Annotated in this window: 25 protein-coding genes and 1 other annotated feature; all 25 genes read left to right on the top strand. The window is 46.6% G+C overall.

Annotation, left to right across the window (positions count from 1 at the left end):
- The first annotated feature begins 1 nt into the window (after position 1).
- The 25 genes from cysS to rplB all read left to right on the top strand — a co-directional run bounded on the left by cysS (position 2) and on the right by rplB (position 24,269).
- Positions 2 to 1,405 carry a cysteine--tRNA ligase gene (gene cysS / locus ACWXW9_RS26175; RefSeq protein ID WP_494931770.1) on the top strand — a complete coding sequence of 468 codons (1,404 nt, stop codon included), beginning with the start codon at positions 2 to 4 and terminating at the stop codon, positions 1,403 to 1,405.
- Positions 1,402 to 1,860, top strand: a complete 459-nt coding sequence (locus ACWXW9_RS26170; RefSeq protein WP_494931769.1) for a Mini-ribonuclease 3 — start codon at positions 1,402 to 1,404, stop codon at positions 1,858 to 1,860. Before cysS ends, ACWXW9_RS26170 begins: the two co-directional genes overlap by 4 nt.
- A 59-nt stretch (positions 1,861 to 1,919) precedes the next feature.
- Positions 1,920 to 2,666: a 23S rRNA (guanosine(2251)-2'-O)-methyltransferase RlmB gene (gene rlmB / locus ACWXW9_RS26165; protein ID WP_494931768.1), complete on the top strand. Its 747-nt coding sequence runs from the start codon at positions 1,920 to 1,922 to the stop codon at positions 2,664 to 2,666.
- Positions 2,667 to 2,670: 4 nt separating this feature from the next.
- Complete coding sequence (locus ACWXW9_RS26160; protein WP_149096353.1) at positions 2,671 to 3,192, top strand: NYN domain-containing protein; 522 nt, start codon at positions 2,671 to 2,673, stop codon at positions 3,190 to 3,192.
- Between the two features lie 177 nt (positions 3,193 to 3,369).
- Positions 3,370 to 4,014, top strand: coding sequence for an RNA polymerase sporulation sigma factor SigH (gene sigH / locus ACWXW9_RS26155; protein ID WP_016324748.1), 645 nt, complete (start codon positions 3,370 to 3,372; stop codon positions 4,012 to 4,014).
- Between the two features lie 332 nt (positions 4,015 to 4,346).
- Positions 4,347 to 4,496 carry a 50S ribosomal protein L33 gene (rpmG, locus tag ACWXW9_RS26150; RefSeq protein WP_023990562.1) on the top strand — a complete coding sequence of 50 codons (150 nt, stop codon included), beginning with the start codon at positions 4,347 to 4,349 and terminating at the stop codon, positions 4,494 to 4,496.
- 20 nt (positions 4,497 to 4,516) lie between these two features.
- Entirely contained in the window at positions 4,517 to 4,708 is a 192-nt protein-coding gene (secE, locus tag ACWXW9_RS26145; RefSeq protein WP_013312170.1) for a preprotein translocase subunit SecE, read from the top strand.
- Between the two features lie 22 nt (positions 4,709 to 4,730).
- The gene (nusG, locus tag ACWXW9_RS26140) at positions 4,731 to 5,264 is read left to right on the top strand and encodes a transcription termination/antitermination protein NusG (RefSeq protein WP_014278324.1); all 534 of its coding nucleotides are present in this window, start codon (positions 4,731 to 4,733) and stop codon (positions 5,262 to 5,264) included.
- Positions 5,265 to 5,337: 73 nt separating this feature from the next.
- Positions 5,338 to 5,763: a 50S ribosomal protein L11 gene (rplK, locus tag ACWXW9_RS26135; protein WP_014278323.1), complete on the top strand. Its 426-nt coding sequence runs from the start codon at positions 5,338 to 5,340 to the stop codon at positions 5,761 to 5,763.
- Between the two features lie 88 nt (positions 5,764 to 5,851).
- Positions 5,852 to 6,544, top strand: a complete 693-nt coding sequence (rplA, locus tag ACWXW9_RS26130) for a 50S ribosomal protein L1 (protein ID WP_014278322.1) — start codon at positions 5,852 to 5,854, stop codon at positions 6,542 to 6,544.
- Between the two features lie 68 nt (positions 6,545 to 6,612).
- Positions 6,613 to 6,764: a sequence feature (ribosomal protein L10 leader region), on the top strand.
- 72 nt (positions 6,765 to 6,836) lie between these two features.
- Positions 6,837 to 7,340 carry a 50S ribosomal protein L10 gene (rplJ, locus tag ACWXW9_RS26125; protein WP_134912299.1) on the top strand — a complete coding sequence of 168 codons (504 nt, stop codon included), beginning with the start codon at positions 6,837 to 6,839 and terminating at the stop codon, positions 7,338 to 7,340.
- Between the two features lie 69 nt (positions 7,341 to 7,409).
- On the top strand, positions 7,410 to 7,775 hold the full coding sequence (gene rplL / locus ACWXW9_RS26120) for a 50S ribosomal protein L7/L12 (protein ID WP_025685943.1): 366 nt from the start codon (positions 7,410 to 7,412) through the stop codon (positions 7,773 to 7,775).
- A 147-nt stretch (positions 7,776 to 7,922) separates the two neighbouring features.
- Positions 7,923 to 8,564 (top strand): class I SAM-dependent methyltransferase, encoded by a 642-nt coding sequence (locus ACWXW9_RS26115; RefSeq protein ID WP_494931767.1) that lies wholly within the window; start codon positions 7,923 to 7,925, stop codon positions 8,562 to 8,564.
- A gap of 314 nt (positions 8,565 to 8,878) precedes the next feature.
- A complete protein-coding gene (gene rpoB / locus ACWXW9_RS26110; protein WP_149096350.1) occupies positions 8,879 to 12,424 on the top strand; it encodes a DNA-directed RNA polymerase subunit beta in 3,546 nt (1,181 codons plus the stop codon).
- 144 nt (positions 12,425 to 12,568) lie between these two features.
- Positions 12,569 to 16,183 (top strand): DNA-directed RNA polymerase subunit beta', encoded by a 3,615-nt coding sequence (rpoC, locus tag ACWXW9_RS26105; RefSeq protein ID WP_494931766.1) that lies wholly within the window; start codon positions 12,569 to 12,571, stop codon positions 16,181 to 16,183.
- A gap of 231 nt (positions 16,184 to 16,414) precedes the next feature.
- Positions 16,415 to 16,666 carry a ribosomal L7Ae/L30e/S12e/Gadd45 family protein gene (locus tag ACWXW9_RS26100; RefSeq protein ID WP_494931765.1) on the top strand — a complete coding sequence of 84 codons (252 nt, stop codon included), beginning with the start codon at positions 16,415 to 16,417 and terminating at the stop codon, positions 16,664 to 16,666.
- A gap of 143 nt (positions 16,667 to 16,809) precedes the next feature.
- Positions 16,810 to 17,232: a 30S ribosomal protein S12 gene (gene rpsL, locus ACWXW9_RS26095; RefSeq protein WP_007432587.1), complete on the top strand. Its 423-nt coding sequence runs from the start codon at positions 16,810 to 16,812 to the stop codon at positions 17,230 to 17,232.
- 50 nt (positions 17,233 to 17,282) lie between these two features.
- Positions 17,283 to 17,753: a 30S ribosomal protein S7 gene (gene rpsG, locus ACWXW9_RS26090; RefSeq protein ID WP_007432586.1), complete on the top strand. Its 471-nt coding sequence runs from the start codon at positions 17,283 to 17,285 to the stop codon at positions 17,751 to 17,753.
- 47 nt (positions 17,754 to 17,800) lie between these two features.
- Positions 17,801 to 19,879: an elongation factor G gene (fusA, locus tag ACWXW9_RS26085; protein WP_494931764.1), complete on the top strand. Its 2,079-nt coding sequence runs from the start codon at positions 17,801 to 17,803 to the stop codon at positions 19,877 to 19,879.
- Between the two features lie 94 nt (positions 19,880 to 19,973).
- Positions 19,974 to 21,164, top strand: coding sequence for an elongation factor Tu (tuf, locus tag ACWXW9_RS26080; RefSeq protein WP_028542619.1), 1,191 nt, complete (start codon positions 19,974 to 19,976; stop codon positions 21,162 to 21,164).
- Positions 21,165 to 21,503: 339 nt separating this feature from the next.
- Positions 21,504 to 21,812 carry a 30S ribosomal protein S10 gene (rpsJ, locus tag ACWXW9_RS26075; protein WP_005544556.1) on the top strand — a complete coding sequence of 103 codons (309 nt, stop codon included), beginning with the start codon at positions 21,504 to 21,506 and terminating at the stop codon, positions 21,810 to 21,812.
- A 32-nt stretch (positions 21,813 to 21,844) separates the two neighbouring features.
- A complete protein-coding gene (rplC, locus tag ACWXW9_RS26070) occupies positions 21,845 to 22,468 on the top strand; it encodes a 50S ribosomal protein L3 (RefSeq protein ID WP_013312161.1) in 624 nt (207 codons plus the stop codon).
- A 26-nt stretch (positions 22,469 to 22,494) separates the two neighbouring features.
- Complete coding sequence (rplD, locus tag ACWXW9_RS26065) at positions 22,495 to 23,118, top strand: 50S ribosomal protein L4 (protein WP_025685937.1); 624 nt, start codon at positions 22,495 to 22,497, stop codon at positions 23,116 to 23,118.
- Positions 23,118 to 23,408: a 50S ribosomal protein L23 gene (gene rplW / locus ACWXW9_RS26060; protein ID WP_013312159.1), complete on the top strand. Its 291-nt coding sequence runs from the start codon at positions 23,118 to 23,120 to the stop codon at positions 23,406 to 23,408. The genes rplD and rplW overlap by 1 nt, the downstream gene beginning before the upstream one ends.
- Before the next feature lie 30 nt (positions 23,409 to 23,438).
- Entirely contained in the window at positions 23,439 to 24,269 is an 831-nt protein-coding gene (gene rplB / locus ACWXW9_RS26055) for a 50S ribosomal protein L2 (protein WP_134912313.1), read from the top strand.
- Positions 24,270 to 24,287 lie beyond the last annotated feature (18 nt).

The raw sequence follows: 24,287 nt of genomic DNA, 5'->3' as shown, positions 1-24,287 counted from the left end.
GATGCCGCTTCAAATTTATAATACAATGACGAGGAGCCGGAAGCCATTTGTGCCACTCGAGCCTGGAAAGGTTAAAATGTATGTATGCGGACCTACCGTGTATGATTACATTCATATCGGCAACGCACGACCTGTTATTGTGTTTGATGTGGTGCGCAGCTATCTGGAGTATTTGGGCTTTGACGTGAATTATGTGGTGAATTTTACGGATGTCGATGATAAATTGATCCGCAAGGCTCGGGAACTGGGTATGGATGTTTCGGCCGTTGCCGAAAAATTTATTGCGGCCTATCATGAGGATTTGGCAGGATTGAATGTCCCTGCTGCCAGCATGAATCCTCGTGTAACCGAGAGTATGGATCTGATTATCAATTTTATTAAGCAACTGGTAGATAAAGGATATGCCTATGAGAATGATGGCGATGTGTTCTATCGTACTAAAAAATTCAAATGCTACGGTCAGCTGTCGGGTCAGAATCTGGAGGAGCTTCAGTTTGGGATTCGCATTAATGTGGATGAACGCAAGGAAAATGCTGAGGATTTTGTACTCTGGAAGGCTGCCAAGCCTGGAGAAATTTATTGGTCAAGTCCTTGGGGCAACGGCCGTCCGGGCTGGCACATCGAATGCTCGGCCATGGCTCGCCACTATCTGGGGGATACACTGGATATTCACGGGGGCGGACAGGATTTGCAATTCCCGCATCATGAATGCGAATGCGCACAATCCGAGGTCATTACGGGCCAACCGTTGGCCCGCTACTGGATGCATAACGGATATATTCGCATTGATAATGAAAAAATGTCGAAATCACTCGGTAATGGTATTTTGGTAAAAGATTTGCGCGCTCGTCACAAGCCGGAGGCTTTACGCTATTTTATGCTTTCGACTCATTACCGGAATCCGTTGAACTACAACCAAGAGACGATGAGTCAGGCGGAGAATAGTGTCGAACGGATTGCCAATGCAGTTACCAACGTGAAGCATCGTTTAGCCAATGCGCTGGAAGGCAACGGGGAAGTGTCAGTGGAACTGCAAGCCAAGCTTGACGGGATCTTGCAGCAGTTTGGCGAAAAAATGGATGATGATTTCAATACACCTGACGCGATTACTGCTGTATTTGACTGGGTTAGCGAAGCGAATCATCTGTTGCAGTGCGATGTCGTAAATCAGGCGGAATTGAAGGCTGTATTGCATACCTTTCATACGATGAACAACGTACTTCGTATTTATGCGGAACCGAGAGAAGAATTGTTGGATGATGAAATTGAACAATTGATTGCGGAACGTGTCGAGGCACGCAAAACCAAGAACTGGGGCAGAGCCGATGAAATTCGCGATCTGCTGGCTGCCAAAGGAATCGTGCTTGAGGATACAGCACAGGGCATGCGGTGGCGGCGAAAATGAGTGATAAGCCATTGAACACGGGAGCTTCGGAAGGTGCGGGAAACTGGTTCCCGTATCCTGCCTCCAAGCCGGCCCGCCTGATGCCGCCGATTGCGCTGGCTTACATTGGCGATGCCGTGTATGAGGTCGCGGTGCGGCAATATTTGCTGGCGCAGCCCAATCTGCGCCCGAACCATTTACATCGGCGAGCCACAGGGCTAGTCTCTGCCAAGGCGCAGAGCCGTATGCTCACGCTACTGGAGACGGTATTGACGGAGGAAGAACGTGATATTGTTAGACAAGGAAGAAATGCCAAGTCAGGGAGCCTGCCCAAAAATGCTGATGTGCTTGAGTATCGTCATGCTACTGCGCTGGAGGGACTGTTCGGTTTTCTTTATTGTGACGGACGTTTGGACAGAATGAGAGAATTGATTACGTACGGCATTGCACGAATGGAAAATACAGGAAAATCTTAATTGGGAACGAGCGGATCAAATGCATTGAGCATTGGCCGTTTCCCGGGAGGAAGCTAGATATGGAAGAAGAATGGATTGCCGGTAAGCATTCGGTAACGGAGGCGCTTCGCTCAGGCAGAACGATAAATAAAATATGGATTGCGGATAATGCACAAAAGCACCTGACATTGCCCATTACGGCTGAGGCTAAAAAAGCGGGGATCATTGTGTTACAGGTGGACAAGCGTAAGCTTGATCAAATGGTTCCGGGAATACAGCATCAGGGAGTGGTTGCACAGGTTGCACCTTTTGCTTACGTTGAAGTGGAAGAACTGCTCGCAACTGCTCGTAGCAAGGGAGAGGAGCCGTTTTTAATCCTATTGGATGAGATTGAAGATCCCCATAATCTGGGGTCTATCCTTCGGACAGCGGACTGCACAGGTGCACATGGCGTAATCGTGCCCAAAAGACGTTCGGCGGCAGTAACTGTAACGGTGTCCAAAACATCGGCGGGGGCGGTTGAGTACGTTCCAGTGGCGCGTGTGAACAATTTGGGGCAAACGATCGACCGCCTCAAAGAGGAAGGTGTATGGGTAGTCGGCACGGATGTGACAGCTACGGACCCGGTTTTTGGAAATGGTGTATTCACGGGGCCAGTGGCTATTGTCATTGGTAACGAAAATAAAGGGATAGGCCGTTTGATCCGTGAGAAATGTGACGTACTCGTTAAGCTGCCGATGGCTGGGGAAATCAATTCCCTGAATGCTTCTGTAGCCGCAGGTGTCGTGATGTACGAAGTGTTGCGCGGACGACAGGCACGGGGCTGATGATATGGCTGACACGCGGGATGTTCTGCTTGTGGACGGTTACAACATGATTGGAGCCTGGCCCGAACTTTCCGCACTGGTACAATCTGGTATGCAGGAAGCGAGGGACAGACTGCTTGAACGACTCGCGGATCATCAGGCGTATTCCGGCAGAAGAGTCATCGTCGTATTTGATGCTTACCGGGTGCCAGGATTGGGTAAAACGTATGCCCAGAGTAAAGTCCAGATTTATTTTACAAAAGAAAAAGAGACCGCTGACGAGTGTATCGAGCGATTGGTTCGGGAGCTAAGCAGCCGAAGAAGAAGCATTTATGTAGCAACAAGTGATCAGGTGGAACAACATGTCGCTTTTGGACAAGGAGCGCTAAGGGTGTCGGCGCGTGAACTTTTGATTGAGATTGAGGAATCTGAAAAGGAAGTGAAAAAGCGGATAGAGCAGGATAGTGCCAAACTGTCCCGCAATTCGCTGGATGCCAAGCTAAGCCCGGAGCTTCGAAAGCTGTTCGAGCGCTGGAGAAGAGAATAGTCCAGAGAAAGAAAATCCAGTAATTGGACAGTTCCCCATTTTGAAACCATTGACAATTTTGTTAGTGCTCTTCTTTTTTAGGCTGTTGTGGTTGACGGTATCAGGTTACATCGCGTATACTTGTCCTATATTTGAGAGAGTAACGGGTATCTTGCGTTGCAGCCGGAGGGATTGTTAGTGAGTGTGGACCTCAAGGATATCATGTTGTCAAAGTTTGATTACAAAAATGATGAAGACATTGTCGGAGCAGTCCATGAAGGTGATGGGGAGGCACTGGAGTTTCTGATTAATAAATATCGGAACTTCGTGCGGGCCAAGGCCAGATCCTACTTCCTGATCGGCGCTGATCGCGAGGATATTATTCAGGAGGGCATGATTGGTCTCTACAAATCTATTCGTGATTTTAAGGGAGACAAGCTTGCTTCGTTCAAGGCCTTCGCCGAGCTGTGCATTACAAGACAGATTATTACGGCAATCAAGACGGCCACACGACAAAAGCACATTCCTCTGAATTCCTACGTATCTCTGGACAAGCCCATTTATGATGAAGAGTCGGATCGGACGCTACTGGACGTGATTTGCGGAACACAGGTAAGTGATCCTGAAGAACTGATTATCAATCAGGAAGAGTTTGTAGGCCTTGAGGACAAAATGTCCGAGATTCTGAGCGAGCTGGAACGGAAGGTACTTATGCTGTATCTGGACGGACGTTCATATCAGGAAATTGCCGAGGATCTTGACCGCCACGTGAAATCTATTGATAATGCGCTGCAACGGGTCAAGCGCAAACTTGAAAAGTATTTGGAAGTAAGGGATAGCTGAAAGTAGAGGCTGGCAGGGAAAAGGCTCGAGTCCGAGTCTTTTTTTATTCGTTAAGGGCAGGATATGCAGGTTTATATGTGTGAAGAATGATTTATACTAAAAAGATAAATAATAGATATCGCATGGATCTTGGAGAGGTTTTTCAGAGATGATTTTACAAGGATGAACAGATGTTAAAATGCACCACAGCCGGGACTGCGAAATGTATGCAAACATTCGTTGACATGGAAAACCGCGTGTGATAAAGTGTTTTAGGTAGGCCTAAATTCGCGGTTTTTTTTAGGATCAATTATGAGACTTCCGGTGTTGGATGTCTTCGGGAGGTGCACATCATGCGGGTAATTATTACTTTGGCTTGTACAACATGCAAACAAAGAAATTACACAACGACTAAAAACAAGCGTAATCACCCCGACCGCATGGAGATGAAGAAATTCTGTAAGTCCTGTAACGAACAGACTTCTCATCGGGAAACCAGATAGTTTTTGGAGGTGTAGTCGGCGTGAAACGCAGTTTCAAGTCTCTGTTTTCCTTTTTCTCTGAAAGCTGGGCTGAACTCAAGAAGGTTCGCTGGCCCAATCGTAAAGAACTGACCAACTATACGCTGATTGTCATTGGGACGATTGCGTTTGTCACGATTTATTTTTGGGTTCTCGATATCGGCATTTCCGCTGTGATCGAAGCGATTATCTAGGAAGGGTTCCAGGTGGCTTGATATGGAAAAAAGATGGTACGTCGTTCATACCTATTCAGGGTATGAGAACAAAGTCAAAGCCAATTTGGAGAAACGCGTTGAGTCCATGGGCATGGAGGACAAGATTTTCCGCGTTCTTGTTCCAATGGAAGAAGAACTGGTAACCAAGGACGGTAAGAAAAAGACCGTTATGCGTAAAGTATACCCTGGTTATGTCTTGGTCGAAATGGTTCAAACCGACGACTCTTGGTATGTTGTGCGCAACACACCAGGTGTTACGGGATTTGTAGGATCAACAGGCTCGGGTTCCAAACCGACAGCTTTGCTTCCAGAAGAAGTTGAACAGATTCTGAAGCATATGGGCATGGTAGAGCCGAAACCGAAGATTGAATTCGATGTTAAGGAATCCGTGCGAATTAAAGTTGGTCCTTTTGCGAATTTTGTGGGCTCCGTGGAAGAAATTTTGGTTGAGAAGAGCAAGCTTAAGGTTCACGTCAACATGTTTGGACGGGAAACCCCGCTTGAGTTAGATTATACTCAGGTGGAGAAAATATAGATTTTTCTTACAGGTTTCTTGTGGGAGGATCATTAGGTCCGTCTACCACTATTGAGTCAAGGAGGTGTCATCCGTGGCAAAAAAGGTAATCAAAATGGTAAAACTGCAGATCCCTGCAGGTAAAGCTAATCCAGCGCCTCCAGTAGGTCCAGCTTTGGGTCAAGCAGGTGTCAACATCATGGCATTCTGTAAAGAGTTCAATGCTCGTACTGCTGATCAAGCAGGCCTGATCATCCCGGTTGAAATTTCGGTGTTTGAAGATCGTTCTTTTACGTTCATCACCAAAACTCCACCGGCTGCTGTGCTGTTGAAAGTTGCTGCTAAAATCGAAAAAGGTTCCGGTGAACCGAACAAAACGAAAGTTGCAACTGTAAATCGCGCTACCGTTCGTCAAATTGCTGAGCAAAAAATGCCTGACCTTAACGCAGCTTCCGTAGAATCGGCAATGCGTATGGTTGAAGGTACTGCTCGCAGCATGGGTATCACCATCGTAGATTAATTTATATTAGTCTTCGTGTGCCGGCAGTTTGACTGTCCGGCAAGTGTGGGAGGAATATCCGCTAATACCACATAAGGAGGAAAAGATTATGGCTAAACATGGTAAGAAGTACTTGGAAGCCGCTAAGCTGATCGACAGCGAAGCGACTTATGAGCCTTTAGAAGCCGTTGAATTGGTGAAAAAAGGCGCAACTGCTAAATTTGACGAAACTGTTGAAGCAGCAGTCCGTCTGGGCGTAGATTCCCGTAAACAAGACCAGGCTGTCCGTGGTGTTGTTGTCCTGCCACATGGTACGGGTAAAACACAACGCGTTCTGGTATTTGCAAAAGGTGACAAAGTGAAAGAAGCCGAAGCGGCTGGCGCTGATTTTGTTGGCGATCAAGATATGATCAACAAAATTCAACAAGGCTGGTTCGAATTCGACGTCTGCGTTGCGACACCTGATATGATGAGTGAGGTTGGTAAACTGGGTCGTTTGCTCGGTGGTAAAGGCTTAATGCCAAACCCTAAAGCAGGCACAGTTACTTTCGACGTTGCCAAGGCTGTTCAAGAAATCAAAGCTGGTAAAATCGAATACCGTCTCGACAAAGCGGGTCAAATTCATGCGCCAATCGGCAAAGCATCCTTCAGTGCTGAACAACTGAACGAGAATCTTAAAGCTTTGATCGAAGCCTTGAACCGTGCGAAGCCAGCGGCTGCTAAAGGTGTTTACCTGAAAAACATCGCTATTTCTTCGACTATGGGACCAAGTGCTCGTGTGAACGCATCTGTTTACAAATAATATTTTGATTGACACGTTCAATTGATTTTGTTATTCTGTAAAAGTTGTGAGTCCGTGTGACTGACCATTAAAGTTGAATATGCTTACCGTAGACAGTAGGGGCCTTCGGGCTTAATCTCCTACCGAGGTGTTATGATAGAACGTTTCATGTGACGGGCTTATCCCGTTCATGTAGATTTATCAAGCCTTCGTACTCTACGGAGGCTTTTTTCATGCTCATGAAGGTAGCTTTGTGCGACCGCCGGATAGGTCGGTCGAGCAAAGCGGATAAATTGATCAGGAGGTGTACAGTTTGGCAAATGCAAAAGTGATTCAAGCAAAACAAGAAGCTGTTGAAGTTGTAGCTGCAAAATTGCGCGAGAGCGTAACAACTGTGGTTGCTGACTATCGCGGTCTGAATGTTGCCCAAGTAACTGAGCTGCGTAAGCAGCTTCGCGAAGCCGGAATCGAATTTCAAGTGCTGAAAAACACGCTGCTCCGTCGTGCAACTGCGGCAGCAGAATTGACTGAACTGGACGCAGTATTGACAGGTCCTACTGCAATCGCGTTCGGCAAAGATGATGCAGTGTCTGCAGCTAAAATCTTGAATGATTTCGCTAAGAAAAACACTGCGCTGGAACTGAAAGGTGCAGTTGTAGAAGGCCGTGTTATCGGTGTTGAGGAAATCAAAGCGTTGGCAGAACTGCCATCCCGCGAAGGTCTCCTTTCCATGCTCCTCAGTGTGCTTCAAGCTCCTGTGCGCAACTTCGCGCTTGCAGTTAAAGCTGTTGCGGAAAAAGAAGAGCAAAGCGCATAAGTTAGGGATTAAAGCTGCTGTATAGCAGATTGAAAACAAAAAAATAAGAATTTAAATGGAGGTTCAACCATGAGTAAAGAGCAAATCTTGGAAGCAATTAAAGGTATGTCCGTATTGGAACTGAACGATCTCGTTAAAGCAATCGAAGAAGAATTCGGCGTAACTGCAGCAGCTCCAGTAGCTGTAGCAGGTGGCGCAGCAGGTGGCGCAGCAGAAGCTGAGCAATCCGAGTTCGACGTAATTTTGACAAGCGCTGGCGCTTCCAAAATTAACGTTATCAAAGCAGTTCGCGAAATTACAGGTCTTGGCCTGAAAGAAGCAAAAGAACTGGTTGACAACGCTCCAAAACCACTGAAAGAAAAAATCGCGAAAGAAGAAGCTGATTCCCTGAAAGCAAAATTGGAAGAAGCAGGCGCTTCCGTAGAAGTGAAATAATTGACTGCTATCTAGCAGACAATGCACTAAAACAAACCCCTTGAGGTGATCTTCAAGGGGTTTGTTGCTGTAAAACGGCAGTACAAGCATGTCTGAAACATTTTAGTGAAGGCTATGATGGTATTACAACCAAGGAGGTGGTCATGAATGTCTGATCATTATTACTCCAAACGGCCAGAGACGGCGCACGAACGGCGGAGCCTGGAAACAGTGCTGCGGGGGCGGACATACCGTTTTGCCAGCGATTCAGGCGTTTTCTCGAAGCAGGGAATTGATTACGGTAGCCGTGTGTTGATTGAGGCGATGCAGCTTCCTGCGCAGGCTTCAGTGCTGGATGTAGGGTGTGGCTATGGACCGATTGGTTTGACGGCAGCTACGCTTGTACCGAATGGTCACGTTACAATGGTGGATATTAACGAGCGAGCCGTTCAACTGGCTATAGAGAACGCGGAACGGAATGGAATTACCAATGTGACGATAAAGCAAAGCGATCTATTTGAGGAAGTAAAAGATGATCGGTTTGACGTGATTCTAACGAATCCACCTATACGCGCGGGTAAGGAAACGGTGCATACCATTTTCGAGCTTGCTTATGAACATTTAAATGAAGGTGGAGCTTTGTGGGTGGTTATACAGAAAAAGCAGGGTGCCCCTTCGGCAAGCGCTAAAATCGAGAGCCTTTTCGGACGTGTGGAGGAAGTTACGAAGGATAAAGGTTACCGTATTTTGAAGGCGAAAAAAGTTTTAGAAAAATGCAATAGGACCATTGACTTGAATCCTGGTCTGTGATATTATTATAAAATGTCAGTATTAGGATGCCCTCCATGGCTTTAGTTTGTTGAAATGTCAATAGGTTTATGCGTAGAAGGGTATAGTATTTATACCTATTACGTATAATACAATCATTTTGGGCAAATCTACAAGTGATGAAGATCTTCCGGTAAGAGGATTCTGCAGATACGTCGCTCTTTTTTCGAATGCATTCGAGTAAGGGCTTTTCTGTATTTGTGGATTGAATCTTCTGTCTGTGTCTTATTATAAGGTCACAAACAAAGGTTCGCAATGAATTTTTAAAGTGAGTAGACATGAGGGGTGAGTTTAAGTTGGCAGGACATCTTGTTCAATATGGTCGACGCACTCGGCGCAGTTATGCACGTATTAACGAGGTACTCGAGGTTCCGAACCTGATTGAGATCCAGCAAAAATCCTATGATTGGTTTTTGGAGGAAGGATTGCGGGAGATGTTTCGGGATATTTCTCCAATTCAGGATTTCACAGGAAACCTGATTTTGGAGTTTATCGATTATTCTCTCGGAGAACCCAAATATACCGTTGACGACGCAAAGGAACGCGACGTAACGTATGCAGCACCGCTTCGGGTAAAAGTCCGGCTTATTAATAAAGAGACCGGGGAAGTGAAAGAGCAGGAAGTATTCATGGGAGACTTCCCGCTGATGACTGATACGGGTACGTTTATTATTAACGGTGCGGAACGGGTTATTGTCAGCCAGTTGGTTCGCTCTCCCAGCGTCTATTTCAGCACAAAAGTCGACAAGAATGCGAAAACAACATACACCGCAACGGTAATTCCTAACCGGGGGGCTTGGCTCGAACTGGAGATGGATGCGAAGGACATTATCTATGTCCGGATTGACCGTACCCGTAAAATTCCGGTTACGGTGTTGCTGCGTGCGCTTGGCTTTGGCACTGATGCTGAGATTCTGGATTTGCTCGGCAATGACGAATATATCCGTAACACGCTTGATAAAGACAACACAGACTCTACGGAAAAAGCGCTGATTGAGATTTATGAGCGTCTTCGTCCGGGTGAGCCACCTACACTGGACAATGCAAAGAGCTTGCTCGTTGCACGTTTCTTTGATCCAAAACGTTATGATCTGGCCAACGTAGGCCGTTACAAAATCAATAAAAAGCTTCACATCAAAAACCGTCTGTTCAATCAACGGCTTGCTGAGACTTTGATTGATACGACAACCGGTGAAATCATCGCTGAAGCAGGACAAATGGTGGATCGCCGCTTGTTGGACGAGATTTTGGCCCAACTTGAGGAGTCGGTAGGACACCGTACGTATCATGTTGCTACTGGCGTGCTGGAAAGCAACGATATTCCTCTTCAAACAATCGACATATTCTCGCCGATTGAGGATGGTAAAGTTGTAAAGCTGATTGCCAACGGAAATATTGATAAATCGGTTAAAAATATTACGCCTGCCGATATTATTTCCTCCATCAGTTATTTTATTAACTTACTTCACGGAATCGGAAGCACGGACGATATTGACCATTTAGGTAACCGTCGCTTGCGCTCTGTAGGTGAATTGCTCCAGAACCAGTTCCGCATCGGTTTGTCCCGTATGGAACGTGTGGTGCGCGAAAGAATGTCAATTCAGGATGCGAATGTGATCACGCCACAGGCGCTGATTAACATACGTCCGGTAATTGCTTCAATTAAAGAGTTTTTTGGTAGTTCCCAGCTCTCCCAGTTTATGGATCAGACGAATCCGCTTGCCGAATTGACACACAAACGTCGTTTGTCCGCACTCGGACCCGGCGGCTTGACACGCGAACGCGCGGGCATGGAAGTACGTGACGTCCATCCGAGTCACTACGGCCGTATGTGTCCTATCGAGACACCAGAGGGACCAAACATTGGTTTGATCAACTCCTTGTCTACCTTCGCGCGTATCAATGAGTACGGATTTATCGAAGCTCCTTATCGTTGGGTAGATCCGAAAACCGGAAAAGTTACAGACCAAATTGATTACCTGACGGCTGATGAAGAAGATAACTACATCGTAGCCCAGGCAAATGAGGAACTGACAGAGGACAGCACCTTTAAGGAAGAAGTCGTCATTGTCCGTTACAACAAGCAGTCTGATAACATCATTCCAATGGCAAGTAGCCGTGTTGACTATATGGATGTATCGCCTAAACAGGTCGTGTCCGTGGCAACTGCACTGATTCCGTTCCTAGAGAACGATGACTCCAACCGTGCGTTGATGGGTTCCAATATGCAACGGCAGGCCGTTCCATTGTTGATTCCGAAGTCTCCTTTGGTCGGAACAGGAATGGAGCACAAGGCTGCGAAAGATTCCGGGGTATGTATTGTATCCAAGTACGACGGTGTCATCGAACGTTCTTCAGCTAACGAAATTTGGCTGCGTCGTATCGAAACGGTAGATGGTTCCGAAGTGAAGGGCGACATAGTTAAGTATAAATTACACAAATTTATGCGTTCGAACCAAGGAACATGCATTAACCAACGTCCAATTGTTAACAGAGGCGATGTGGTGAAGGCTGGTGATATTCTCGCAGATGGTCCTTCCACAGAGATGGGCGAGTTGGCATTGGGACGTAACGTTGTCGTTGCCTTCATGACTTGGGAAGGTTACAACTACGAGGATGCGATCTTGCTGAGTGAGAAGCTGGTTAAGGAAGACGTATACACTTCCATTCATATTGAGGAATACGAATCCGAAGCCCGCGACACGAAGCTTGGACCGGAAGAAATCACCCGTGATATTCCGAATGTTGGTGAAGAAGCGCTCCGTAATCTGGATGAGCGTGGAATTATCCGCATCGGTGCCGAAATCGGTGCAGGTGACATTCTCGTTGGTAAAGTAACACCTAAGGGTGTAACGGAGCTGACAGCCGAAGAGCGCCTCTTGCATGCGATCTTTGGTGAGAAGGCACGCGAGGTTCGTGACACTTCTTTGAGAGTTCCTCACGGAACAGACGGGATTGTTGTGGACGTCAAAGTATTTACACGTGAGAATGGCGACGAACTGCCACCAGGCGTAAACCAACTGGTTCGTGTATATATTGCTCAAAAACGTAAAATTTCCGAAGGCGATAAAATGGCCGGACGTCACGGTAACAAGGGTGTCGTTGCCCGTATCTTGCCTGAAGAAGATATGCCGTTTCTGCCGGACGGTACACCAGTACAGGTCGTTCTTAATCCACTGGGCGTACCTTCACGGATGAACATCGGACAGGTGCTTGAAATTCATCTGGGTATGGCTGCAATGCGTCTTGGTATTCATGTGGCAACCCCGGTATTCGATGGTGCCAAGGAGTATGACGTGTTCGATACGATGGAAGAGGCAGGCATGCAGCGCAATGGTAAGACGGTGTTGTATGACGGACGTACAGGTGATCGTTTTGAACGTGAAGTTACTGTCGGTGTCATGCACATGATCAAACTGGCGCATATGGTTGACGATAAAATCCATGCTCGTTCTACAGGTCCTTACTCTCTCGTTACGCAACAGCCGTTGGGTGGTAAAGCTCAATTCGGTGGTCAGCGCTTCGGGGAGATGGAAGTATGGGCGCTGGAAGCCTACGGCGCGGCTTACACGCTTCAGGAAATTTTGACTGTCAAATCCGATGATGTGGTTGGACGTGTTAAAACTTACGAATCCATCGTCAAAGGTGAAAATGTTCCTGAACCGGGTGTGCCTGAATCATTCAAGGTCTTGATCAAAGAGCTGCAAAGCTTGGGTATGGACGTGAAGATTCTGTCTGGAGACGAGCAAGAGATCGAAATGAGAGAGCTTGATGATGAAGATGATACAACCAGCGACAAGCTGAGTTTAAATCTGGAAGGCTCTGAGGTTGGCGTAGAGTAGTCTGTCTGCTGACTGAATCATATCAGCTTTGTTATATGCCTCGATCCATTCTCTACAGGATGGATCGAGCTTCTTGATACCGCCCGGTGCTGCCGGGCGGTATCAAACCTAAAAACTCAGGATTTGGTTAAGGAGGGTTGCTCCTTGTTGGACGTTAACAATTTCGAATATATGAAAATCGGGCTTGCTTCCCCCGAAAAGATTCGTTCTTGGTCCCGCGGAGAAGTCAAAAAACCGGAGACGATTAACTATCGTACGCTTAAACCGGAAAAAGAAGGACTATTTTGCGAGAAAATTTTCGGACCTACGAAAGACTGGGAATGTCATTGCGGTAAGTACAAGCGCGTGCGCTATAAAGGTGTTGTCTGTGACCGTTGTGGCGTAGAGGTTACCCGCGCTAAGGTTCGTCGTGAGCGTATGGGTCACATCGAGCTGGCTGCCCCTGTATCGCATATTTGGTACTTTAAAGGCATTCCGAGCCGTATGGGTCTTGCTCTTGATATGTCTCCAAGATCTCTGGAAGAGATCATTTACTTCGCATCTTATGTTGTAACTGATCCAGGAGATACGCCATTGGAGAAAAAGCAACTCCTGTCCGAGAAAGAATACCGCAGCTACCGTGAAAAATACGGCTACGGATTCCAGGCAGGTATGGGTGCTGAAGCGGTTAAGAAGCTCCTTCAAGATTTGGATATAGACAAAGAACTGGAATTCCTGAAAGAAGAGCTGCGTACAGCTCAAGGACAACGCCGCAACCGTGCGATCAAGCGTCTTGAAGTGATTGAGGCGTTCCGTAACTCCGGCAACCAGCCAGACTGGATGATCATGGACGTGCTGCCTGTTATTCCTCCGGAGCTTCGTCCGATGGTACAGCTGGATGGTGGACGTTTTGCTACCTCTGACCTGAATGACTTGTACCGCCGTGTTATTAACCGTAACAACCGTCTGAAACGCCTGCTAGATCTGGGTGCTCCGGATATTATCGTACAAAATGAAAAACGGATGCTGCAGGAAGCTGTTGACGCCCTGATCGATAATGGTCGTCGTGGCCGCCCTGTTACAGGTCCGGGTAATCGTCCTTTGAAATCGCTCAGTCATATGCTGAAAGGTAAACAAGGACGTTTCCGTCAAAACTTGCTCGGAAAACGTGTTGACTACTCCGGTCGTTCCGTTATCGTTGTAGGTCCGTACTTGAAAATGTACCAATGCGGTTTGCCGAAAGAAATGGCATTGGAACTGTTCAAACCTTTTGTCATGAAAGAACTGGTGAACAAAGGTCTTGCACACAACATCAAGAGCGCGAAACGTAAAGTAGAGCGCGTGAGCGCAGAAGTATGGGATGTACTCGAAGAAGTAATCAAGGAGCATCCGGTTCTTCTGAACCGTGCCCCTACGTTGCATAGACTCGGTATTCAGGCGTTTGAACCGATTTTGGTTGAAGGTCGTGCAATCCGTTTGCATCCGCTCGTATGTACGGCATATAATGCCGACTTTGACGGTGACCAAATGGCGGTTCACGTTCCGTTGTCTGCGGAAGCCCAGGCAGAAGCACGTTTGCTCATGCTGGCCTCCGGTAACATTTTGAATCCGAAAGATGGCAAGCCCGTTGTTACTCCTTCCCAGGATATGGTCCTTGGTTCTTTCTATCTGACTATGGATAACAAAGAAGAAGAAGGCAGCAACATGATCCTTCGCAATATGAACGAGGCTATATCGGCTTATCAGCGCGGTACAGCGGGTCTTCATGCTCGTGTAGCTATTCCGGTTAAAGCTTTGAATAAAACGAGCTTTACGGAAAAACAACAGGATGCAATGCTGATCACAACGGTTGGTAAAATTATCTTTAATGAAATTTTCCCGGCCAGCTTCCCGTACATCAATGATGCTACCCGTGCCAACCTGCTTTATGGTACTGCTGAGGAGTTCTTTGTTTACGAGAAGGGTGTAAACCTTACAGAAGCGATTCAAAATGCTCCGCAAGCTGGCGGGGTGGGTAAGGATTATCTTGGTAACATTATTGCCCGTTGCTTTGAAACTTACCATACAACAGAAACAGCTGTGATTTTGGATAAAATCAAACAGCTTGGCTTTACGTATTCTACTCGTGCAGGTGTAACTGTTGCTGTATCGGACGTTATCGTGCCAGTGGAAAAACAAGAAATTCTTAAAGGTTCTGAGGACAAAGCGCAAGTCGTAACGAATCAATACCGTCGTGGTCTGATTACGAACGAGGAACGCTATGACCGGATTATTGATATTTGGTCCAAAGCGAAAGATGATATTACCGAAGTGCTGATGAAGTCTATGGATCGCTATAACTCCATCATGATGATGGTAGACTCCAAAGCGCGGGGTAACAAATCACAGATTACCCAGCTCGGCGGTATGCGTGGTCTGATGGCCAATCCATCCGGTCGCATTATCGAGCTCCCAATTAAATCGAACTTCCGTGAAGGTTTGACAGTACTCGAGTACTTCATCTCCACTCACGGAGCGCGTAAAGGTTTGGCGGATACAGCGCTTCGTACGGCTGACTCAGGTTACCTGACTCGTCGTCTTGTCGATGTGGCGCAGGATGTTATCGTGCGTGAAGAAGATTGCGGAACTGACAAAGGCTTTACAGTAAGCCGTATTCAGGACGGTAAAGAAGTTATTGAGGATCTGTATGACCGCCTGGAAGGTCGCTATTGCTTTGAAACGGTACGTCATCCGGAGACTGGCGAGATTTTGGCTGGCCGTAACGAATTGATCGATTCCGACAAAGCTGAAGCAATTGTTAAAGCCGGTGTACAGAAGGTTCAAATTCGTTCTGTACTGAGCTGTCGTGCCAAACATGGCGTCTGCAAGAAATGCTACGGTCGCAATCTGGCTACTGGCAAACACGTTGAGATTGGTGAAGCAGTTGGTATTATCGCGGCACAATCCATCGGTGAACCAGGAACCCAGCTTACAATGCGTACATTCCACACAGGCGGTGTAGCGGGCGACGATATTACACAAGGTTTGCCGCGTATTCAGGAGCTTTTCGAAGCACGTAATCCTAAAGGTCAGGCAACCATCAGTGAAATTGACGGTACAGTTAAAGAAATTCGTGAAGGTAAAGATCGCCGTGAGATCGACATTCAGGGTGAAGCTGAAACGAAAACTTATTCGGTTACGTATGGTTCTCGTCTGCGCGTAAGCGAAGGCATGACTGTTGAAGCTGGGGATGAACTGACAGACGGTTCAATCGACCCTAAAGAAATGCTGCGCATTAAAGGTATTCGCGGAGTACAGAACTATATCCTTCAAGAAGTTCAACGCGTATATCGGAATCAGGGCGTAGAAATCAATGATAAGCACGTGGAAGTTATGATCCGTCAAATGTTGCGTAAAATTCGTATCCTTGATGCGGGGAATACCACGCTGCTTCCAGGCTCCTTTGTTGATGTACACGAGTATGAGAATGCGAACAAGACAGCAATTCTCAGTGGCCAAGAGCCAGCGGTAGCCAAACCAGTTCTGCTTGGTATCACCAAGGCATCTCTGGAAACTGACTCCTTCTTGTCAGCAGCATCTTTCCAAGAGACCACTCGCGTGCTGACCGATGCGGCTATAAAAGGCAAAGTCGATCAGTTGCTTGGTCTGAAAGAGAACGTCATTATTGGTAAGTTGATCCCTGCGGGTACAGGTATGAATCGTTACCGCAGTGTGAAATTTGCCCAACCGGAAGGGGAGCAATCCTCTTCCGAAGAACTCGAACCGATTTCGGCCGAGTAATATAACGTTAACAAATGGCATGATGGGCCCGGAACATTCGTTCTCTGATGGAGCTTTTAGATTATGCTCTATCAGACGGTGTTCCGGCGCTTTTCTCTTGAAATGAAATGTATTGCTTTGTTAAGTAGACTATAGTCGATAATTTTCTTGACATTGCTTATAGTCAATGCTAATATAGCAAAGGTGCGTGAGTAGCCTATATGCTATTGTGTCTTTTCGGAGGAATGAGATATGTCTAAAGAACAGGGACTGCAAGATGCTCATGTCAAAATCGGTACCAAACAAACCATTTGTATGGTTGAATTGGGCTTCGCCTCTGAAGTATATGTGGCGGAAGACGCAGATCCACGTCTCACTTCCAACATCATTGCTTTGTGCAACAAGCAGGGAGTCAAGGTGACTTTTGTAGATACAATGAAAAATCTCGGAGCTGCATGTGGGATTGAAGTGGGAGCCGCTATGGCTGCTATCGTAAAACAATAGGGTAAGGAACGTTTTTGTCTAAGAGAATGAATTCTTGGCGGCAAAGACTTTTCATTTGTTCTTTTATGAACCGCCTGGGTCTGTGGGCTTAGAAATGGTTTGTGAAGCAACAGGAAAAATTGAGGAAGGGGGTGGCAACCACAATGCCAACTATTAACCAACTGGTTCGTAAAGGACGTCAAGCCAAAATCGAGAAATCGAAATCACCGGCTTTGCAAAAAGGTTTTAACGCCTTGAAACGTGAAGCTACCGACATCAGTGCCCCGCAAAAACGCGGAGTATGCACTCGTGTAGGTACTATGACTCCAAAAAAACCAAACTCCGCACTTCGTAAATATGCTCGTGTTCGTTTGACGAACCGTGTAGAGGTGACTGCTTACATTCCGGGTATCGGACACAACCTGCAAGAACACAGCGTAGTGCTGATTCGCGGCGGTCGTGTAAAAGACCTTCCAGGTGTACGTTACCATATCGTTCGCGGTGCTTTGGATACTGCAGGCGTAAACAACCGCATGCAAGCTCGTTCCAAATACGGCGCAAAACGCCCTAAAGCTAAAAAATCCTAATGAATATAAACCGAATAAATCGGTTTAACATGTAAGAAAGGGGGATATCCATGCCACGCAAAGGTCCAGTTACCAAAAGAGACGTGTTGCCAGATCCGGTATATAACAGCAAGTTGGTTACCCGCCTGATCAACCGCATCATGCTCGACGGAAAACGAGGCGTTGCTCAAAGCATTCTGTACAATGCGTTCAAGCTTATCCAAGAACGTACGGGGAATGACCCGATGGAAGTTTTTGAAGCAGCTATCAAGAATATCATGCCAGTCCTGGAAGTTAAAGCACGCCGTGTCGGCGGTGCCAACTACCAAGTACCAATCGAGGTAAAACCAGAAAGACGTACTTCCCTGGGTTTACGTTGGCTCGTAAACTACTCCCGCAACCGCGGTGAGAAAACTATGGAAGAGCGTTTGGCGGCTGAAATTATCGACGCTTCCAACAACACAGGCGCTTCCGTGAAAAAACGCGAAGATACGCACAAAATGGCTGAAGCAAACAAAGCGTTTGCTCACTACCGTTGGTAGGATTCAGCTCAAAAAAATAACTTCAATTTTGAAGGGAGACCCATTTCATGGCAAGAGAGTTCTCCTTGACGAATACACGTAATATCGGGATCATGGCTCATATTGACGCGGGTAAAACCACAACAACAGAGCGGATCTTGTTCTACACAGGACGTACGCACAAAATCGGTGAAGTTCACGAAGGCGCTGCGACAATGGACTGGATGGAACAAGAACAAGAGCGCGGAATCACGATTACTTCCGCTGCGACGACCGCTGCCTGGAAAGGTCACCGCGTCAATATCATCGACACCCCGGGGCACGTTGACTTCACTGTTGAAGTTGAACGTTCCCTTCGTGTATTGGACGGAGCAGTTGGTGTTTTCAGTGCGAAAGAAGGCGTTGAGCCTCAGTCCGAAACCGTATGGAGACAGGCTGATCGCTACGGCGTTCCGCGGATCGCATATGTAAACAAAATGGATATCATTGGTGCCGACTTCCTGAATGTTGTCTCCGACATGCGTGATCGCCTTCAAGCGAACGCAGTTGCGATTCAATTGCCAATCGGTGCAGAAAATGATTTTACTGGTATTATCGATATCGTTGAACAAAAAGCTCATATGTACAAAGATGATCTTGGTCAAGATATCGAAGAAGTCGAAATTCCTGCGGAATTCAAAGATCAAGTTGAAGAACTTCGCAATGAATTGATCGAGAAGGTTGCTGAACTGGACGAAGAATTGACAATGAAATACCTGGAAGGCGAAGAAATTTCGGTTGCCGAAATTAAAGCCGCTCTCCGTAAAGGTGTTGTAGAAGTTAAAATCTTCCCAGTTATCTGTGGATCTTCTTACCGTAACAAAGGTGTTCAGCTGATGTTGGATGCTGTTCTCGATTACTTGCCGGCTCCTACTGACGTGCCAAGTATTCAAGGGCATTTGGAAGACGGTACGGAAGTTGAACGTCACTCTTCCGATGAAGAGCCATTCTCGGCATTGGCCTTCAAAATCATGACGGACCCTTACGTTGGTAAGTTGACATTCTTCCGCGTATACTCCGGTGTTCTTCAATCCGGTTCATACGTATTGAATGCAACAAAAGGCAAACGCGAACGTATCGGACGTATTCTTCAAATGCATGCGAACAGCCGTCAAGAAATCACTGTAGTCTACTCCGGTGATATTGCGGCAGCTGTAGGTTTGAAAGATACAGGTACAGGTGATACACTGTGTGATGAGAAGAATCCAGTTATTCTCGAGTCCATGAATTTCCCTGATCCGGTTATCGAAATCGCGGTTGAGCCTAAAACCAAAGCTGACCAAGATAAAATGTCTGTTGCTCTCGGTAAATTGACCGAAGAAGATCCAACTCTTCGCGCTCATACTAACGAAGAAACAGGCCAAACCATCTTAGCAGGTATGGGTGAGCTTCACCTTGATATCATCATCGACCGTATGCGTCGTGAGTTTAAGGTGGAAACCAATGTGGGTAAACCACAGGTTGCTTACCGTGAAACGTTCCGTGCTCCAGCACGTGTCGAAGGTAAATTCGTTCGTCAATCCGGTGGTCGTGGTCAATATGGTCACGTATGGGTTGAGTTCGAACCGCTTGAGCCAGGTACTGGTAGCCAATTCGAAAGTAAGGTAGTCGGCGGCTCTGTTCCTAGAGAGTACATCGCTCCTGCTCTTGCTGGTATTGAGGAACAAATGAAAAACGGCGTTATCGCAGGCTTCCCGCTTGTGGACGTTAAAGCTACAATTGTGGACGGATCATACCATGATGTCGATTCCAATGAAATGGCGTTTAAAATTGCCGGATCAATGGCGCTGAAAGCAGCGAAAGACAAATGTAAACCAGTATTGCTTGAGCCGATTATGAAAGTTGAAGTAACGGTTCCTGAGGAATACATGGGTGACGTAATGGGTATGTTGAACTCCCGTCGTGGCCGGATTGAAGGTATGGATTCCCGTAGTGGAGCTCAAATCATTCGTGCGAAGGTGCCTTTGTCCGAAATGTTCGGATACTCGACTACACTTCGTTCTGGTACACAAGGACGCGGCGTGTTCTCCATGGAGCTTTCTCATTATGAAGAAGTTCCGAAGAGCATTGCTGAAGAGATCGTTGCCAAAACCAAAGGCGGCGAGTAATACAATGTATCAGCTGACTGGTATAATCAAGGTTTTTCCAAGAGGAAACCGGCAGCCTAAAAATAAAACAAGTTATTGAGGAGGAATTGTTCAAATGGCAAAGGCTAAGTTTGAACGTAACAAACCGCACGTTAACATCGGTACTATTGGTCACGTCGATCATGGTAAAACTACTTTGACTGCTGCAATCACAACTGTATTGTCCAAAACTTACGGTGGTGCTGCTGTAGCATTCGACCAAATCGATAAAGCTCCAGAAGAGCGCGAACGCGGTATCACAATCTCCACAGCACACGTGGAATACGAAACACCTAACCGTCACTATGCACACGTTGACTGCCCAGGTCACGCCGACTATGTTAAAAACATGATCACTGGCGCTGCACAAATGGACGGAGCGATTCTGGTTGTATCCGCAGCTGACGGCCCAATGCCGCAAACTCGCGAGCACATCCTGTTGTCCCGCCAAGTAGGCGTACCTTACATCGTTGTATTCCTGAACAAATGTGACATGGTTGAAGACGAAGAGTTGTTGGAATTGGTTGAAATGGAAGTTCGTGACTTGCTGAGCGAATATGACTTCCCGGGCGACGACACTCCAATCATTCGCGGTTCCGCTCGTGAAGCTCTGCAAAACCCAGAGGGCGACTATGCTAAGAAAATCGTTGAAATGTTCGAAACAATCGACACTTACATCCCAACTCCAGAACGCGACACTGACAAGCCTTTCTTGATGCCTGTCGAGGACGTTTTCTCCATCACAGGTCGTGGTACAGTTGCTACAGGCCGTGTAGAGCGTGGTACTGTTAAAGTGGGCGACGAAATCGAAATCATCGGTATTCAAGAAGAATCCCGTAAATCCGTAGTAACAGGCGTAGAAATGTTCCGTAAATTGCTTGACTCTGCTCAAGCTGGCGATAACATTGGCGCATTGCTTCGCGGTGTAGATCGTGCACAAATCGAGCGTGGCCAAGTATTGGCTAAACCAGGTTCTGTTAAACCTCATACAGAATTCTCTGCTCAAATCTACGTTTTGACTAAAGAAGAGGGTGGACGTCACAAACCTTTCTTCACTGGTTACCGTCCACAGTTCTACTTCCGTACAACTGACGTAACTGGTATCATCACTTTGCCAGAAGGTTCCGAAATGGTAATGCCTGGTGACAACATCACAGTTACTGTTCAACTGATCAACCCAATCGCTATCGAAGAAGGAACTAAGTTCTCTATTCGTGAAGGTGGACGTACAGTTGGCGCCGGTGCGGTAGCAACAATCTCTAAATAAGAAGGCTTTGGCCTTTAAATAAAGCAACATTGTACTGGAACGAGTAACATTGTATTGGAACGGAGCTAAAAGAAGCCCCTGCCCTAGTGCGGGGGCTTTTCTCTTGAATAAATCGCGAGCTGCGAGTGCAATTGTATCTTTTCAAAATAAGATACATTGTTTTTTCATTTTTGCTTGCAATAGGCAGAACTATTAGATATAATAACTAATGTTGTTTGTGACTGTGCGATGATGTGAGAGGTTACTGACACACCCGGCCCCTTTGCCATGGGAGGGATGTCGGAAAATTTTCACGGAGTATGTCCGATACCAAATTGGGCGATAGAAGGAGGGACTAAAATGGCAAAGCAAAAGATTCGTATTCGTTTGAAAGCTTACGACCACAGAATTCTTGATCAATCCGCTGAGAAAATTGTTGAAACAGCTAAACGTTCGGGCGCAGGTGTATCCGGACCAATTCCGCTGCCAACTGAAAAACAAATCATTACTATTCTCCGTGCGGTACACAAGTACAAGGATTCCCGGGAGCAGTTCGAAATGCGCACACATAAGCGTCTGATCGACATTGTTAACCCGACTCCACAAACTGTGGATGCCTTGATGCGCTTGGACCTGCCGTCCGGTGTAGATATCGAAATTAAATTGTAATTTGTGATTAGGAAAAGAAAAGAGGTGTCAACATGAAAGGTATCTTAGGAAAAAAACTCGGAATGACTCAAGTGTTTACCCCTGAAGGTAACGTACTTGCTGTTACGGTTATCGAAGCGGGCCCTTGTGTTGTTCTGCAAAAGAAAGATCTGGAAAACGATGGATACGAAGCTATTCAACTCGGTTTCTCTGATAAAAAAGAAAAAAGATCCAATAAACCTGAAGCAGGACATGCGAAAAAAGCAAATACTGCACCTAAGCGCTACGTTCGTGAACTTCGTGGCATCGACCTTGCTGCGTACGAGGTTGGCCAAGAACTGAAGGCTGATGTCTTCACAGAAGGCGAATTCGTTGACGTAACAGGTATTTCTAAAGGTAAAGGTTTTGCCGGCGTTATCAAACGTTGGGGACAAAGCCGCGGACCAATGGCACACGGCTCGCGTTACCACAGAGGTCCAGGTTCGATGGGCTCCATTCAAGCTAACCGCGTTCCTAAAGGTAAACACCTGCCAGGACACATGGGGCATGAAACGGTAACGATCCAACGCCTTGAAGTTGTTAAGATCGATACAGAACGTAATGTATTGCTCGTGAAAGGCTCCATTCCGGGACCTAAAAACAGCTTCGTTAAAGTACTAGAAACGGTGAAAAAATAAACAACTGAAGAAAGGAGGAACACGAAATGCCAAAAGTAGCACTTTTTAATATTAGCGGCAGCCAAGTTGGCGAAATTGAATTGAACGACGCAGTATTCGGTATCGAACCGAATAAACACGTTCTTCATGACGCTGTTGTTATGCAATTGGCTTCCCTGCGTCAAGGTACTCACAAAGTAAAAGGACGTTCTGAAGTACGTGGTGGCGGACGTAAACCTTGGAAACAAAAAGGTACTGGCCGCGCTCGTCAAGGTTCGATCCGTGCACCGCAATGGGTTGGTGGCGGTACTGTATTTGGTCCGACTCCACGCAGCTATGCTTACAAATTGCCTAAAAAGGTTCGTCGCTTGGCGATCAAATCGGCTTTGTCTTCTAAAGTGATTGAGAATGAAATCATCGTATTGGACGCTCTTACACTGAACGGACCTAAAACGAAAGAATTCGCAGCCATTTTGAACAACCTTAAAGCTGACCGTAAAGCATTGATCGTAGCTCCTAGCTATGATGATAATGTTGCTCTGTCCGCTCGTAATATTCCTGGTGTGAAGTTTGTATCCGCAGACGGCATTAATGTTCTTGACGTGCTTGGACACGACAAACTGATCATTACGAAGGAAGCAGTTCAGAAGGTAGAGGAGGTGCTCGCGTAATGAAGGATCCTCGTGATATTATCAAACGTCCGGTAATCACCGAACGTACGGCTGGTATGATGAATGACTTGAAATACGTTTTCGAGGTAGACATTCGTTCCAATAAAGTCGAAGTTAAAAAAGCAATCGAAGCAATCTTTAACGTGAAAGTAAGTAACGTAAACACGCTTCGTGTTCCTGCAAAACCAAAACGCTACGGCCGTCATTCCGGCTATACGAGCGAGTGGAAAAAAGCGTTCGTAACGCTGAGCAAAGACAGTAAGCCGCTTGAGTTTTTTGAAACGGTATAATTGAAACTGTAAAGTAAGGAGGGAAACTCAGTGCCAATTAAAAAGTATAAACCGACGTCCCCGGCCAGACGTGCTATGTCTGTATCTACTTTCGAGGAGATCACAACTAATCAGCCCGAGAAATCGTTGCTGGCGCCTCTGAGCAAGCAAGCTGGACGTAATAACCAAGGTAAAATTACGGTTCGTCATCATGGCGGTGGACATAAACGTAAATACCGTATTATCGACTTCAAACGTAACAAAGATGGAATACCGGGCCGCGTTGCTACGATCGAATATGATCCGAACCGTACGTCCAACATCGCACTTATCCACTATGTGGATGGTGAAAAACGTTACATCATCGCTCCTAAAGGCTTGAAAGTAGGAGACGAAGTGGTATCCGGTGTAGGTTCCGATATCAAAATCGGTAACTCTTTGCCTTTGGAAAACATTCCAGTAGGTACGGTTATCCACAACATCGAATTGAAACCGGGCAAAGGTGGTCAACTCGTTCGTGCTGCCGGTACGGAAGCCCAACTTCTTGGTAAAGAAGAGAAGTATGTAACTATTCGTTTGACTTCTGGTGAAGTTCGTCGCGTTCTGAAAGTTTGCCGCGCTACAATCGGTTCTGTTGGTAACGAAGACCATGAATTGGTGAAGATCGGTAAAGCCGGACGTAGCCGTTGGTTGGGACAACGTCCTGAAGTTCGCGGTGTTGTTATGAACCCTAACGATCACCCACACGGTGGTGGTGAAGGTCGCGCTCCAATCGGACGTAAATCTCCGATGTCTCCATGGGGTAAACCAACCCTTGGTTACAAAACACGTAAAAAAGGTAAAGCATCTGATAAATACATCGTTCGTCGTCGTACTAAGTAATAAGACGTGCGCTTAAGT

It is taken from the genome of Paenibacillus sp. LT-B23 (genome assembly GCF_059417685.1).
This window is presented reverse-complemented; position numbering and strand designations above follow the sequence as displayed.